Source organism: uncultured Pontibacter sp. (assembly GCF_947502515.1).
Lineage (GTDB): Bacteria > Bacteroidota > Bacteroidia > Cytophagales > Hymenobacteraceae > Pontibacter.
This window is the reverse complement of record NZ_CANNAI010000004.1, coordinates 75,587-89,666: the sequence shown is the minus strand read 5'-3', so window position 1 is coordinate 89,666 and position 14,080 is coordinate 75,587. Positions and strand designations below refer to the sequence as shown.

13 protein-coding genes are annotated in these 14,080 nt (G+C 50.9%); 5 read left to right on the top strand and 8 right to left on the bottom strand.

Features of this window, described 5'->3' with window-relative positions:
• Nucleotides 1-15: 15 nt before the first annotated feature.
• Complete coding sequence (locus Q1A54_RS11650; protein WP_299988124.1) at nucleotides 16-1,251, top strand: porin family protein; 1,236 nt, start codon at nucleotides 16-18, stop codon at nucleotides 1,249-1,251.
• Nucleotides 1,252-1,370: 119 nt separating this feature from the next.
• On the opposite strand, the gene purE is transcribed toward Q1A54_RS11650, so the two are convergent.
• On the bottom strand, nucleotides 1,371-1,895 hold the full coding sequence (gene purE / locus Q1A54_RS11645; RefSeq protein WP_299988121.1) for a 5-(carboxyamino)imidazole ribonucleotide mutase: 525 nt from the start codon (nucleotides 1,893-1,895) through the stop codon (nucleotides 1,371-1,373).
• 1 nt (nucleotide 1,896) lies between these two features.
• A complete protein-coding gene (locus Q1A54_RS11640; RefSeq protein ID WP_299988119.1) occupies nucleotides 1,897-3,027 on the bottom strand; it encodes a 5-(carboxyamino)imidazole ribonucleotide synthase in 1,131 nt (376 codons plus the stop codon).
• Nucleotides 3,028-3,177: 150 nt separating this feature from the next.
• Here Q1A54_RS11640 and Q1A54_RS11635 point away from each other — a divergent pair, with 150 nt between their 5' ends.
• The 3 genes from Q1A54_RS11635 (at nucleotide 3,178) to hemE (ending at nucleotide 5,794) form a co-directional block, all read left to right on the top strand.
• The gene (locus Q1A54_RS11635; protein ID WP_040575002.1) at nucleotides 3,178-3,795 is read left to right on the top strand and encodes a MarC family NAAT transporter; all 618 of its coding nucleotides are present in this window, start codon (nucleotides 3,178-3,180) and stop codon (nucleotides 3,793-3,795) included.
• 184 nt (nucleotides 3,796-3,979) lie between these two features.
• Complete coding sequence (locus Q1A54_RS11630; protein WP_299988113.1) at nucleotides 3,980-4,600, top strand: MarC family NAAT transporter; 621 nt, start codon at nucleotides 3,980-3,982, stop codon at nucleotides 4,598-4,600.
• A 153-nt stretch (nucleotides 4,601-4,753) separates the two neighbouring features.
• Nucleotides 4,754-5,794, top strand: coding sequence for a uroporphyrinogen decarboxylase (hemE, locus tag Q1A54_RS11625; RefSeq protein WP_299988110.1), 1,041 nt, complete (start codon nucleotides 4,754-4,756; stop codon nucleotides 5,792-5,794).
• A 222-nt stretch (nucleotides 5,795-6,016) separates the two neighbouring features.
• Here the strand turns inward: hemE and Q1A54_RS11620 are convergent, their stop codons facing one another.
• The 6 genes from Q1A54_RS11620 to Q1A54_RS11595 form a co-directional block, all read right to left on the bottom strand.
• A complete protein-coding gene (locus Q1A54_RS11620; RefSeq protein WP_299988106.1) occupies nucleotides 6,017-7,816 on the bottom strand; it encodes a potassium transporter TrkG in 1,800 nt (599 codons plus the stop codon).
• Nucleotides 7,817-7,850: 34 nt separating this feature from the next.
• Nucleotides 7,851-9,650, bottom strand: coding sequence for a potassium transporter TrkG (locus Q1A54_RS11615; protein ID WP_196115080.1), 1,800 nt, complete (start codon nucleotides 9,648-9,650; stop codon nucleotides 7,851-7,853).
• Nucleotides 9,631-10,650, bottom strand: coding sequence for a bifunctional heptose 7-phosphate kinase/heptose 1-phosphate adenyltransferase (locus Q1A54_RS11610; protein WP_299988102.1), 1,020 nt, complete (start codon nucleotides 10,648-10,650; stop codon nucleotides 9,631-9,633). Before Q1A54_RS11610 ends, Q1A54_RS11615 begins: the two co-directional genes overlap by 20 nt.
• Entirely contained in the window at nucleotides 10,650-11,858 is a 1,209-nt protein-coding gene (locus Q1A54_RS11605) for a pyridoxal phosphate-dependent aminotransferase (RefSeq protein ID WP_299988099.1), read from the bottom strand. Before Q1A54_RS11605 ends, Q1A54_RS11610 begins: the two co-directional genes overlap by 1 nt.
• A 228-nt stretch (nucleotides 11,859-12,086) precedes the next feature.
• Nucleotides 12,087-12,695, bottom strand: coding sequence for a recombination mediator RecR (gene recR / locus Q1A54_RS11600; protein WP_101445725.1), 609 nt, complete (start codon nucleotides 12,693-12,695; stop codon nucleotides 12,087-12,089).
• Nucleotides 12,696-12,706: 11 nt separating this feature from the next.
• Nucleotides 12,707-12,988: an ATP-dependent Clp protease adaptor ClpS gene (locus tag Q1A54_RS11595; RefSeq protein WP_299988090.1), complete on the bottom strand. Its 282-nt coding sequence runs from the start codon at nucleotides 12,986-12,988 to the stop codon at nucleotides 12,707-12,709.
• A 538-nt stretch (nucleotides 12,989-13,526) separates the two neighbouring features.
• On the opposite strand from Q1A54_RS11595, the gene Q1A54_RS11590 reads away from it, so the two are divergent.
• A complete protein-coding gene (locus Q1A54_RS11590; RefSeq protein ID WP_299988087.1) occupies nucleotides 13,527-14,069 on the top strand; it encodes a hypothetical protein in 543 nt (180 codons plus the stop codon).
• Nucleotides 14,070-14,080: the final 11 nt, after the last annotated feature.

Here is a 14,080-nt window from a genome sequence, read left to right as displayed (position 1 = left end):
TTAAAACAGCTTAGAATGAAGCACTTTTACCTGACCCTCATCACTTGTTTATTTTTTGCCCAGGCCTTTGCCCAAACAGATTTCCGTCCTGGTTATATAGTTCAGCATGGCGACACGCTTCGGGGTTACGTCGACTACCGGGGAGCGGTACGCAGCTCCAAAACAACTACATTCAGACCAGCGCCTGACGCCAATGAGCAGGCCTTCTCCCCTGACCAGTTGGAAGGCTACGGCTTTGACAGAGAGCAGAAGATCTACGAGTCGAAAAGAGTACCAGCCACAGAAGCTATGGCTGAGCAGCTTCTGTTTTTGCAAGCACTTGTGAAAGGCAAAGTCAGCATCTATACCTACCGGGATGGGAACGACCGCGACCACTTCTATCTTTCAAAAGAAGGAGCCAACCTGGTAGAATTGGTAGAGCAGGTATATACCCGTACTGACCCAAAATCCGGTAAGAAATACCGCGTAGTGGACAGACCCTACCTTGGCGTCATAGCATCTGCTTTTTCAGACTGCCCGGCTCTTACAGACAAACGCCTGGAGAATGTTATGCTCAGGCACAGTTCGCTTGCGAAGGTGGGCATAGAGTACAACCGGTGCGTCGGCAGTACACAGTTCACACATGAACCTAAAAAAGCCTCGATAACCCTTGTACCAGTGCTTGCACTTTCTTTTCCGTCGCTTCATGTGTCAGGGAGCCATTATTATGCGAGAGGGGACTTCCGCAGCACGGGACTTGGATTAGGGGGAGGCATTGCCATGCAGATAGCCAATCCGTCCATGAGTGAAAAGCTCTCCCTGATCGTGGAATTGCTCTATGCACCTTATCGCTTCGAAGGCAAAGTGGAGGGTACATACAATACAGGCCGCACGACTTCCTATGATCTGCTTTTTGATCTGAACTACCTTAAACTCCCTTTGCAACTCCGCTATACCTTCCCCAAAGGAAAAATAAGGCCATTTGCCAATATAGGGCCCTCTTACTCTTATGCAGTTGATTCAAAGAGGGTAGAAAGCAAGTATAGCTCGTTCCACTCTACCAGTTATTCCGAGGAGAAAGAAGCGCTGCCCGGAAGCGAATTTAAGAGTCATATGTTTGGTGCAGTGGCCGGAGTAGGTATACTGTATCCGGTTAGGACCAAGACCTTGTTTCTAGAGACACGCTACGAGGCGACCGAGGGAATCTCCATGCTGCTAAGTCTGCCCAGCAGTATCAAAACCTTCAGCCTGATGGCAGGATATAAATTTTAGATTGGGGACTAGCAAAAGAGACGCTGCTTTAACCGGCAGCTATACCCTGGAATAAACAAGAAAGGCCCGCAGTTTCAAAACTGCGGGCCTTTCTTCTGATGATTAGACCTATACCTGCATTAGTCCAGGTCACGGTCGCCGCGGCGGAGTTCCTCCACCGAGCGCATCACCTTGTCTTTCAGGTTTACCTTGTATTTTTCCAGTTTGTCAGCTACTGCGGCATTGGAAGTACCAATGATTTGCGCAGCCAGTATACCTGCGTTCAGGGCACCATCGAGCGCTACCGTCGCCACCGGCACGCCACCCGGCATTTGGAGGATAGACAGCACCGAGTCCCAGCCGTCAATAGAGTTGCTCGACTTCACGGGCACCCCGATTACCGGCAGCGTGGTGATAGAGGCGACCATACCTGGCAGGTGGGCTGCGCCACCGGCACCGGCGATGATTACCTTCAGGCCTTTTTTGCGGGCCTGCTCAGCGTACTCAAACATGCGGTGCGGGGTGCGGTGCGCTGACACGATCGTGATCTCAAAAGGCACGCCCAGATTCTCGAGGATCTCAGCTGCTGCTTCCATTACTTTCATGTCAGACTGGCTGCCCATGATAATGCCTACCAGCGGCTGCGTATTTGTTTCATTAGCCATATTATGCGATTACTTTGATGATGTTACGGATTGATTCAGCCCGCTGCTGCGCTTCCTGCAGGTCGGTACCCAGCACGGTAATATGTCCCATTTTGCGTGCGGCGCGGGTATACTTCTTGCCATAGAGGTGAATGTACACGCCCGGTACAGCCAGCGCTTCCTGCAGACCTTCGTATTTAGCCTCGCCGTCATAGCCCGGCTCACCCAACAGGTTTAGCATCACAGCGGCACTCTGTATGTCGGTGCTGCCCAGCGGCAGGTTGAGGATGGCACGCAGGTGCTGCTCGTATTGGGAGGTATAGTTGGCTTTGATGGTATGGTGCCCGCTGTTGTGCGGACGAGGTGCGACTTCGTTCACCAGTATCTGCCCGTCCTTGGTCAGGAACATCTCCACAGCCAGTATACCGACCATGTCAAACGACTCAATCACGCGGGTAGCGATTTCAATGGCCAGGCGCTGCAGCTTGTAGGGCACATTGGCAGGTGCAAAAAGTGAGTCTACCAGGTTGTGCTCTGGATGAAAACTCAACTCCACCACCGGGAAGGCCGTTACCTGCCCATCAGCATTACGAGCTACGATCACGGAGATTTCTTTTTCGAAGTCTACCAGTTTCTCCAGCACCGACGGCTCTGTGAAGCCCTTGCCCAGATCGGCATCGCTCTGCAGTCGGGTTACGCCACGGCCATCGTAGCCTTCGCGGCGCAGCTTCTGAAAAGCAGGCAGAAAGTCAGTATGGACTTTTAGTTCTTCGGCATCTTTCAGGATTCTGAAATCAGCAGTAGGTATAGCGTGCTGCTTGTAGAATTCTTTCTGCAGGCCTTTGTCCTGTATGGTGCGCACGGTGCGTGCATCCGGGTATACCTTCACGCCTTCCTGCTCCAGCTTCTCCAATGCGTCGGCATTCACGTGCTCAATCTCGATAGTGACAATATCGCAGTTCTTGCCGAACTCATACACCGTGTCGAAGTCGCGGAAACTGCCCACGAAAAACTCGTGGCACACGTCTTTGCAGGGTGCGTTTTCGTCCGGGTCGAGCACCAGGGTATAGAGGTTGAAATCGAGTCCGGCCTGAATGAGCATGCGGCCCAGCTGTCCACCGCCCAGTATCCCGAGCTTTACTTCTCCTTTCATAGTATCGTTGCTTAGGGTGTTGACTACCCAAAATTAAGGATTAAGTTTTAATCGCCTTGCCTTCTACTGCATTTCTATACCTGGAGAACGCTGTTCTTTGGTTTTATATTGATTAAAAACTATATTGGAGGTTCTACGTTTATCGCTCCCATGGAAATTATTCTTGCCACGCTTTCTGCTCTCTTCTCCGTTGTGAACCCGTTCGGAGCCATGCCGGTCTTCCTGACGCTTACTCAAAATGACACCCCTGCCCAACGTAACCAACAGGCGCTCAAGGCTTGTCTGTACATGGTCGGTATACTGGCCGTGTTTTTCCTGGCAGGGCAGTACGTACTCAATTTCTTCGGCATTCGCATCCACGACCTGCGCATTGCGGGTGGTTTGATGATCATGCGGGCCGGTTTTGAGTTGCTCACGCCGGGAGGCAGCAACAAAAAAGTGTCCCCGGATGTGGTAGAAGAGGCGCAGCACAAAGAAGATATTTCCTTCACACCGCTGGCTATGCCCATGCTTTCCGGTCCGGGTGCCATTGCGGTGAGTATCGGTCTGTTCACGACTTCCCTTTCCTTCTGGGATATGACCCTGATTCTGGTCGGCATCATTTTGCTGGCTGTGATCTCTTATGTCATTCTGCGCTTCTCAACGCAGCTTACCCGCTTCATGGGCAAGGCAGGTTTATCGGCACTCTCCCGCATCATGGGCTTTATCGTGCTGTCTATTGGCGTTAACTTCATCGTGTCTGCTATTTATGCGCTGTTTTTGTCCTAGATCAGAATTTACAGGAGTATAAGATTGACAGGATTTCGAAGCTACGACGTCATCCTTCATTGAACTTTAGTCATTGTTCCACAAGAAAAAGAGTTCTTCACACTTAACAATCATACAATACGACGGTAACGCAGGCGTAATTTCACCATACTAGCTTTGCATCAGAAAACAACCTGACCAAGCCATGGAAATGATGCTGGCCACTTTTTCGGCCTTATTTAGTGTGGTGAACCCCTTTGGGGCCATGCCCGTTTTTTTGACCCTCACGCAAGACGACACCCCCTCTAACCGCAACCAGCAGGCGCTGCGGGCCTGCATCTACATGGCACTCATTCTGGGAGTGTTTTTTCTGGCGGGACAGTATGTGCTCAACTTCTTCGGTATCCGGCTGCACGACATCCGCATTGCAGGCGGCCTGATGATCATGAAGGCAGGTTTTGAATTACTCTCCAGCAAAGCGCACCGTGGCAAAAAAGTATCGAAAGGCGTGCTGAAAGAGAGTATGCAGAAAGAAGACATTTCCTTTGCGCCATTGGCCATGCCGATGCTGTCGGGCCCGGGAGCCATTGCCGTAAGCATCAGCCTATACTCCGATGCCCTTCTAATAACTGATTTGGGCCTAGTCGTAACAGCTATTGTCGCCTTGGCGGTAGTGGCCTACCTGATTCTTATTTTCTCGCATCAGTTGCTGCAATTTATGGGAAAAGCAGGGCTGTCCGCACTGTCGCGTATTATGGGCTTCCTGGTACTCTCAATCGGGGTAAACTTTATTGTGACAGGTATAAAAGCCTTGTTCTTCACATAGGTACGACTACGCAGCTATTTTAAATACACCAACCAAAAATCCCCAACCCCATCACCTCGCACAGAGTACACCAACTTTATATGACATTTGCCCTGCCGCATGATGATAACAATCATCTTCCGACAGTCAGCATTTTTAACGTATCTTTGTGCCATGCAATTGAAGAATGACCTGCTTATAAGAGCCGCCAAAGGAGAAACCGTAGAACGTACTCCGGTGTGGCTGATGCGCCAGGCTGGCCGCATCCTACCCGAATACAGAGCCGTACGTGAGAGCCTGAGTGGATTCAAAGAACTGGTGGAAACACCGGATCTGGCCGCTGAAGTGACCATCCAACCCGTGGATATTCTCGACGTGGATGCGGCCATCATTTTCTCTGACATCCTGGTGGTGCCGGAAGCGATGGGCTGTACCTACGAAATGGTGGAGAAGCGCGGACCATGGTTCCCGAAAACCATCCGTACCGAAGCTGACCTGGCCCGCCTCCGTGTAGCCGACCCGCATGAGCACCTGGGTTATGTGCTGGAAGCCATCAAGGTGACCAAAAGGGCTCTGAACGGACGTGTGCCGCTTATCGGTTTTGCCGGTGCGCCGTGGACTATTCTGGCTTACATGGTAGAGGGTAGCGGCTCCAAGACATTCTCGCATGCACGCGGCCTGCTGTATACCAACCCGAAGTTGGCACACCAGATGCTGCGCATGATCACCGATACCACTATTGCATACCTGAAAGCACAGGTAGAAGCCGGAGCGAACCTGATACAAGTGTTCGACTCCTGGGCAGGTATACTCACCCCAGCGCACTACCGTGAGTTCTCTTTGCCATATATCAACGAGATCTGCAACGCTATCAACGAGGTGCCGGTAACGGTATTCGCCAAAGGTGCTTTCTTTGCCCTGGAGGACTTCAGCAAACTGAACTGCGAAACCATCGGCCTCGACTGGAACATGGACATCAAAACTTCCAGAGCGCAGGTTGGTCCGAACAAGACCCTGCAGGGTAACATGGATCCATGCTTGCTATACAGCTCCTTCGAGACAATTGAGCGCGAAACCATTAACATGCTGAAGGAATTCGGCCCGCAGCGCCACATAGCCAACCTAGGCCATGGCGTATACCCAGATACCGATCCGGAAAAAGTGAAGTGCTTTATCCAGACAGTGAAGGCGTATAGCGGTAGTATGAGAAGTTAGAAAGTCTGGGAGTTTAGGAGTTGGAGATTAGCTATAAAGCGTTCAAACTGTCAGCCCCGACCTCATCAGAGTATTATAAATAAAGAAGGCCCGCCAAATCTGGCGGGCCTTCTTTATTTATAATTTAGGTTGGTTGTAAACAAAAGGTTATGAATTAGATTCCTGGATTTCCTCAAATTCCTCAGCTCTTAAAATCCCAAAACCTCTAACTCTCAAACTCTTTTACCCGACTGGAACATGCGTCTCCGGATACTTATAGGCAGTAGTGGTGGCGCGGGTACTCAGAGCAAGAGCCAAGGTCAGCGTACCTACCCTGCCCATGAACATCGACAAAATGATAATGCCTTTGCCTGTGTCAGAAAGGCCAGCGGTTATACCTGTGCTTAAGCCTACGGTAGCAAAGGCCGATACCTGCTCAAAGGCGAGTCTGAAAATATCAAATTGAGAGTCCGTAATGGTTAGGATGAACAGGAAAAAGATGTTGATCATAGCGGCAAACGTAAAAACCGAAAAGGCCTTGTAAGATACCAGATGCGGTATAGTACGGTTGCCGATTTCCACGTTTCGCTTGCCGCGAATGGTAGCCCACACCGACAGCAGAATAATCGCAAAAGTGGTTGTTTTGATACCACCTCCAGTAGACCCCGGCGATGCGCCAATAAACATCAGGAAGATAAACATCAGCAGAGTAGGCACAGTGAGTGCCGAGATATCAAGGGTATTGAAGCCAGCAGTACGGGTAGTCACAGCCTGGAAAAATGATGCGATCACGGCTTCCACAAAACTGAGCTGCGCCAGTGTGTTGTAGTACTCCAGCAGGAAAAAGCCCACTGTGCCCATAGCGATCAGGACGGCAGAGGTGAAAATGGTGATTCGGGAAAGCAAGCGCCAGTTTCGCCAGGGCCTTTCCATTCGTGCACGCATGGATTGTGGCGACAGCACATCGAGGATGGTTGGAAAGCCGATGCCCCCGAAAATAATTAAGCCCGCCACGGTCAGGTGCATCACATAGGAAAACCGTACAGGTTCCGTGTACAAGCCCTCGGGGAAAAGCGACAGTCCGGCATTACAAAAGGCCGACACGGCATGAAAAACCGAGAAGAAAATCTTGCTGCCTAAGCTCTCGAACTGTACTTCCTGTCCCCATGTCATAAAGATGATCACAGCCCCGATAGCCTCGATGGAGAAAGTCATTACCACCAGTTTGCGCAGCAGGTTTTTAGTGGAGAACAGTGATTCGCTTTCCATGATCTCGTACATGGCCACGTGCTGTTTTATACCTACGCCCTGTCGCATCAGTGTGGCAAAGAAGGTAGCGAAAGTCAGAATACCCAGACCGCCCAACTGCACGAGCATGAGCAGCACCACCTGCCCCGAAAAAGTAAAGTAAGTTCCCGGATCCACTACCGCCAGACCTGTCACGCAGGAAGCACTGGCTGCCATGAAGAGGGCGTCGATGAAGCGCATACTGCCTGGTGTGGTAATCATGTTAGGCATCATCAGCAGGCCTGCGCCAATTAGTATTAAAAACAGGAAACTGAGCAGAAATGTGATTGTCGGCTTAAACTGAAGTGTTTTGAGGTGCACGCGGGTTTCCAGCAACTCAATGATCAGCAGCAGCAGCATAAACAGCGACACGACCACCCGGTACACTTCCACCGAAAGTGGTATGTCAATGCTTTCGAAGAAGGTGTAGATCGCTGATTCCTCCAGTCCGTAGGTGCTCACCTCGTTAATCAGGATAATAGCCATTAGTAGGCCTTCGAACCAGGTGCGCCTCAGGAACTTCTTCCGCTCGAAGGTATAGAGGATGCGCAGCAGGTATATGATTACGAATATTGACAGGATGGCATCAATCGCATTAAAGAGCAGCTGTATCGTCGCTGGTTTCTGTGCAATGCCATGCGCATAAATAAGCAAGCCAACCGAAATAAGGGTAAGCAGGTAGGTGGTGCGGCGCATCAGGGCGTAAGCTCTGAGCTTACTCCCATAAAGCAACCTGTTTAGCTCTTCTGTGCGCATTTAATGAAGTTGAAGCCTCAAAGCTAACACAAGCTTAACCAATAGCCAAATGTGTATCCGGGTACTTATAAGCAGTAGAAGTAGCCCGTGTGCTGATAGCTAGCGCCAGCGTAAGCGTTCCTACTCTCCCGATGTACATGGACAGGATGATCACTGTTTTTCCTACATCCGAAAGGCCAGCCGTTATACCTGTACTCAGCCCCACTGTGGCAAAGGCAGACACCTGTTCGAATGCCAGTCGCAGTATATCGAACTGGGCATCAGATATAGACAGAATGATCAGGAACAGAATATTGAAGCCAACGGCAAAGGTAAACACAGCAAAAGCCTTGTAAGACACTGAGTGCGGAATGGTTCGTTTTCCGATTTCGATGTTTCGCTTGCCCACGATGGTCGTCCAGACCGACAGGATGATAACCGTGAAAGTAGTCGTTTTTATACCACCGCCCATCGAGCCCGGCGAGGCACCGATAAACATCAGCATCATCATAATCAGTAAGGCCGGGACCGAAATGGCCGAGGTATCCACGGTGTTGAACCCGGAGGAACGGGTGGTCATGGATTGAAAAAAGGAAGTAATAAGCGCCTCGACGAAACTAAGGTGTGAGAGCGTGTTAAAGTACTCTAACAGAAAAAAGGTGACCGTACCGAAAGCAAGCAAGGCAGCCGATGAGTACACTGTCACGCGCGTCATCATTTTCCAGTTGCGCCATGGCGCCGCCATGCGGGCACGCATCGCTTTGGGCGAAAGAATATCCAGAATAGTTGGAAAACCAATACCTCCCAATATCACGAGTGTGGCGATGGTCAGATGCAGCACATAAGCTTTTTGCAAAGGGTTGCTATACATCCCCTCCGGGAACAGTGAGAAGCCGGCATTGCAAAAGCCAGACACGGCATGGAACACAGAGAAGAAGATCTTACTCCCAAGTCCTACAAATTCTACTTCATTACCCCAGGTTGCAAAGATGATCACAGTTCCGATGGCCTCTATGGACAGCGTCATGATGATCAGTTTGCGAAGCAAGCCCTTTGTGAAAGAGATAGATTCACTTTCCATGATCTCAAACATGGCCACGTGCTGTTTGATACCTATACCTTGCCGCATCAGGGTGGCAAAGAAGGTAGCAAATGTCATCACACCCAAACCGCCCAGCTGCACCAGCAATAGCAGAATAACCTGACCCGAAAAAGTGAAATAAGTACCCGGGTCTACCACCGTCAGGCCGGTGATACAGGAAGCGCTCGTCGCCATAAAGAGCGCATCAACAAAGCGCATACCGTCTGGGTCATTGGTCATTTTGGGCAACATGAACATGGCTGTGCCCAATGCGATGAGCGTCAGAAAGCTCATCAGGAATGTCACAGCCGGCTTTACCTGCAGGGTTTTGAGGTGCACTCTTGTTTCGAGCAACTCAATCACCAATAGCAAAAGCATGTAAAGCGAAACCAGCACACGGTAGATCTCCACCGAGAGCGGCATGCCTATGCCTTCAAAAATATTGTAGATAACAGGGAAATCGAACAGGTAAGTACCCACATGGTTGACCAGAATGATGGCCATCAGGACACCCTCAAACCATGTTCGCCGCAGAAACTTGACCCGCTCAAATCCATAGAGGATGCGCAGCAGGTATATCACGACAAAGACTCCAAGGATGGCGTCGATGGCATAGAAAATGAGCTGAATGGTTTCAGGGTTGGTGACAACACCGTGGGCATACAGCAGCAAGCCTATCGCTACGATGGTGAGCGTATAGGTAGTGCGGCGCATCAGCATGTATGCCCGCAGTTTGCTGCCGTATAGTAGCCTGTTAAGCTGTTCGGTGTTCATGTGATTCGTACAGCCTGTTCTCTTTTGCTTCTTCGAACAAGCGGTTTCTGTCGACAGGCACTACCCCTACCTGTTCGCATACCAGTCCGCCGCCCAGGTTGCTTAGGCCGGCCATAAATGGCAGCGAAGTGCGCAGCGCCATACATAGCGCCGCAATACTGATCACCGTATCGCCGGCCCCCGACACATCCGAGATAGAACGGCGATGGGCAGGTATATAAGTTTTCTCCTCGCCATCGGCCACAAACACGCCGCGCTCCGAAAGCGTAACGAGCACTTGCCTGGTCGAAAGTCGTTCCTGTAACTGGGCCACTGCCTCTTCAAAAGCATGCAGGTTCTCGTCGGCGAAGTCTACTTTCAGACCTTCTTTGAGCTCTTTCAGGTTTGGTTTGAACAGCGTACAGCCTTTGTAACTCAGGAAGTTTTTCTTCTTCGGATCCACCACGCTCGGTATACCGCGCTCGTTGGCCAGTTGGATGAAACGGGCAATGTTATTTTCAGAGAATACGCCTTTGTCATAGTCCTCAAACACCACCACATCGGCCCGGTCGAGCAGTTTCAGGTAGTGCTCCTCTAGGTGCCGCTCTTCGTAGTCGGCCAGGTTATGCTCTATCTCAGCATCCACACGCAGCAGTTGCTGTGCACCGGCAATGATACGATGCTTGATGGTGGTTATCCGCTCCGGGCTCTGCACGATGCCTTCGATGGACAGGTTGCGCTCTTCCATCAGGCGCAGGAAATCGCCGCCGTCCGGGTCGTCACCGATGACAGAGCAAAGCAGTGGCGTCGCGCCCATGGCCTGTACGTTCAGAGCCACGTTAGCGGCTCCGCCCAGTCGTTTCTCGCGTTTCACCACGTTCACGATCGGCACAGGTGCTTCCGGCGAAATGCGTGTCGACTTGCCCCACAGGTATGAGTCAATCATCACGTCGCCCACGATGAGCACAGTCAGCCTATCGAAGGCACTGAAAATATCTTCTAAATTGGTATGCTGGTTCATTACTGCAATTTGGCGAGGCTCTCCTTAATGCGACGGAGCGCCTCAATTAGTTTATCGTCGGATGTAGCGTAAGAGAAACGGATACACTGCGGTGCCCCAAAGGCCTCACCACTCACAAGCGCTACATGCGCATCAGTGAGCAAGTATAGGCTCAGGTCGAGCGCACTGCTGATGATGTTGCCATTGCAGCTCTTTCCGAAATAGTAGCTCACATCCGGGAAAATATAAAATGCGCCGGTTGGCACGTTGGTCTTGAAGCCGGGTATATCCTGCATGATGTCCAGCACGAGATCACGACGGCGACGGTACGCATCACGCATTTCCAAAGCTGATTCGTTTCCGCCCAGTAGTGCCGCATGAGCCGCCTTTTGGGCGATAGAGCAAGTACCGGATGTGATCTGGCTTTGCATTTTCTCGCAGGCAGTGGCAATGTCTTTGTGCGCGGCGATATAGCCCACACGCCAACCCGTCATGGCATAGCCTTTCGAAAAGCCGTTCACAGTGATCACGCGGTCTTTGATGAAGTCAAAGCTGGCCATGCTGGCGTGCTTGCCGCCGAAATTGATATACTCGTAGATCTCGTCAGCGATAACGTATACCTGCGGGTGCTTCTCCAGCACCTTGGCAATCGCCAGTAGTTCCTCCTCGTCAAACACCGAACCAGTCGGGTTGCAAGGTGAAGAGTACATGACCAGCTTAGTATTGGAGGTGATGGCGTTCTCGAGTTGCTCCGGCGTCACCTTGAAGTCATTCTCCAAACGACCCTGCAACGGCACAGGCGTACCTTCGGCCAGTTTCACAATCTCTTCATAGGATACCCAGTAAGGCGAAAAGATGATCACCTCGTCCCCCGGATTCACCAGGCACATCACCGCATTGGCAATGGACTGCTTGGCACCGGTCGACACCACAATGTTCTCCGGACCATAGTCCAGGTTGTTGTCACGCTTAAACTTGTCGGCAATTGCCTGACGCAAGGCCGGGAAGCCCGGTACCGGGGTATAGAAGGTAAACCCCTCGTCGATCGCCTCTTTCGCCGCATCTTTGATGTATTGCGGCGTTTGGAAGTCCGGCTCTCCGAAGCTTAGGTTAATGATATCATGACCTTGTGCGGCAAGTTCACGGCCTTTTTTAGCCATCGCGATGGTCTGCGACTCCGACAGGGCCATGATTCTGTCTGAAAGTATGTTGAATGCTGTGTTCTGCATGCTTATTCTGAATTAAGCTCCAAAGTTAATATAATGCAAGAGAAAACCAGTGATAAGGGGGTGGGATTATAGGGAGGGTTCTAAGGTATGGCGCGACCGTCCTCGCTCGTGTCTACGATGGTGGGGCCTCTGGCCCAGGAACAACTGCCTATCAGACCTATATCTCACCAAAAACAAAAAGGACATGCTGTCCGCATGTCCTTTTCCAGCTATTACAAGCCGCGAGTTTTAGTTCTTGCCGTAAGACGTACGCTCTACAATGCTGCGTCCCAGGGTAATTTCATCAGTATACTCCAACTCGCCCCCTACCGGCACACCACGGGCGATTGTAGTAATGCGCACATTGTGGTCACGAAGTTTGCGGGTCAGGTAAAAAGCAGTCGTGTCGCCTTCCATGGTCGGGCTGATAGCCAGCAGAATCTCTTTTACTTCAGAGTTCGGCAGGCGCTCGAGCAGCGAGTCGATGTGCAGGTCCGATGGGCCCACGCCTTCAATAGGCGAGATCACACCACCCAGCACATGGTACAGGCCCTTGAACTGTGACGTGTTCTCGATCGCGATCACATCCCGGATGTCGCTCACGACACACAATAGGCTGCGGTCTCGCAACGGATTCAGGCAAATACCGCACACCTCTGTGTCGGATATGTTGTGGCATTCCTTGCAATGCTTCACCTCGGTGCGCATTTTCACGAGCGCCTCAGCCAGCAGAAAGGTTTCCTCAGATTCCTCTTTGAGCATGTGCAGCGCCAATCGCAGGGCAGTCTTGCGCCCTACGCCCGGGAGCTTCGCCAACTCCTCAACGGCGTTTTCAATCAATTTAGACGGAAATTCCATTCAACCTCCCGCTACTCTATGTTGGCCGAAAGGTCTTTGTCGTGAAGGGCGGTGCACATACCTGCCAGCTCTTCGTAAGACCCTACCTTAACGGTGCACTTGCCTTTGTAATGGATCAGCAGCGTGCATTGCTCCGCCTGCTCCGCCGAATGGCCGCATACCTTGATCAACGTAGCAATCACGTGGTCAAATGTGTTCACGTCGTCGTTATACACAATCAGGTTGCGCAAATCAGTGCTCTCTTCGAGCAAGGCTACTTCGTCCTGATGTAAAATTTCTGTCTCAATACTCATAGTGCAAAATTACGAATTTTTACGGAGCTACGGAAGCAGAAGCAACTATAAAACAGCACTTCCCGTCCAGCTCCGACTATCCAAAAAAGGTATAGGTTAAAACAATCCGGAGTCGGGCATAATTCCTGTGGAGGCGGATATTATTCTGTCTGAATCTTTATAGGGGCCCTTCCCCAATAATTTTTAGGATTAAAAAGAATTTACAGATTAGGCCTTCTCAACTACTCTTCCCCTCGCTCGCGTCCCGCGAGTGTGAGATATCCAGTGGCGTCCCGTCACTTGTGCCAACAATTACAGAATTAAGCGGCCAGAGTCCGCTAAATAACTCACACTCGCGGGACGCGAGCGAGGGGATTTGAAACAGGACAAATGCCCTTTTTCTATAGTCATCATAAACAAGGTATAGCCAAATTGTTTTCCCTTCACCCCATCTTGAACAGCAATTCAATTTTACCTAGTTTTACAGGTATAGCCGTCGCGGTTGCAACTATAGCAAAGCCTTACCGTTCTGGCTTATTCATATTCTGTCTGAAAATCTATGCCTACCGTCTCCACTGGTTTTAAAAAAGCTGTTAAGCAGCTGAGCGACAAAGAAAAGGAAGCGATTATTCTAAAAGCCGCCAGACGTGACGGGGAGCTTTATGACTTGTTGGCAATTGAGCTGGGCGAACTCACGCCGGAAGAAGCCTACGAACAGACCGTTGAGAAAATCCACGAGTTGATGATTGGTACTACCGGTCGTTACCTCGGCCGTGCCCTGACTAAGTCGCTGCGCAAGTCAGCTAAGGAAATCGCCCGTTTCAAGCGTATCACCAAAGACGTGAAGTTAGAAACCGACCTGCACCTATACCTGCTGCGCCTGATCTTTGACAATTTCACGGGCCAGTTCGACAGTTACTACAAAGCCTTCTATACCGCTACCGCCCGCCTTCTGCAGCGTACGATCCAGCTTATCCGCAAGAACCTGCACGAAGACTACCATCTCGAATACAAAGACGAGCTCGACAGCTTTCTCGAACAGATACACAGCCGCAATAAGCCACTGAGCTTTGACTTGCCGAAGAGTTTTGAGGTGGAGTAGGTATAGGGGGC

What these genes read in the sequence shown, in the direction of transcription:
- Q1A54_RS11650 (WP_299988124.1), top strand. Translation starts at nt 16, where the DNA reads ATGAAGCACTTTTACCTGACCCTCATCACTTGTTTATTTTTTGCCCAG.
- purE (WP_299988121.1), bottom strand. Translation starts at nt 1,895, where the DNA reads ATGGCTAATGAAACAAATACGCAGCCGCTGGTAGGCATTATCATGGGC.
- Q1A54_RS11640 (WP_299988119.1), bottom strand. Translation starts at nt 3,027, where the DNA reads ATGAAAGGAGAAGTAAAGCTCGGGATACTGGGCGGTGGACAGCTGGGC.
- Q1A54_RS11635 (WP_040575002.1), top strand. Translation starts at nt 3,178, where the DNA reads ATGGAAATTATTCTTGCCACGCTTTCTGCTCTCTTCTCCGTTGTGAAC.
- Q1A54_RS11630 (WP_299988113.1), top strand. Translation starts at nt 3,980, where the DNA reads ATGGAAATGATGCTGGCCACTTTTTCGGCCTTATTTAGTGTGGTGAAC.
- hemE (WP_299988110.1), top strand. Translation starts at nt 4,754, where the DNA reads ATGCAATTGAAGAATGACCTGCTTATAAGAGCCGCCAAAGGAGAAACC.
- Q1A54_RS11620 (WP_299988106.1), bottom strand. Translation starts at nt 7,816, where the DNA reads ATGCGCACAGAAGAGCTAAACAGGTTGCTTTATGGGAGTAAGCTCAGA.
- Q1A54_RS11615 (WP_196115080.1), bottom strand. Translation starts at nt 9,650, where the DNA reads ATGAACACCGAACAGCTTAACAGGCTACTATACGGCAGCAAACTGCGG.
- Q1A54_RS11610 (WP_299988102.1), bottom strand. Translation starts at nt 10,650, where the DNA reads ATGAACCAGCATACCAATTTAGAAGATATTTTCAGTGCCTTCGATAGG.
- Q1A54_RS11605 (WP_299988099.1), bottom strand. Translation starts at nt 11,858, where the DNA reads ATGCAGAACACAGCATTCAACATACTTTCAGACAGAATCATGGCCCTG.
- recR (WP_101445725.1), bottom strand. Translation starts at nt 12,695, where the DNA reads ATGGAATTTCCGTCTAAATTGATTGAAAACGCCGTTGAGGAGTTGGCG.
- Q1A54_RS11595 (WP_299988090.1), bottom strand. Translation starts at nt 12,988, where the DNA reads ATGAGTATTGAGACAGAAATTTTACATCAGGACGAAGTAGCCTTGCTC.
- Q1A54_RS11590 (WP_299988087.1), top strand. Translation starts at nt 13,527, where the DNA reads ATGCCTACCGTCTCCACTGGTTTTAAAAAAGCTGTTAAGCAGCTGAGC.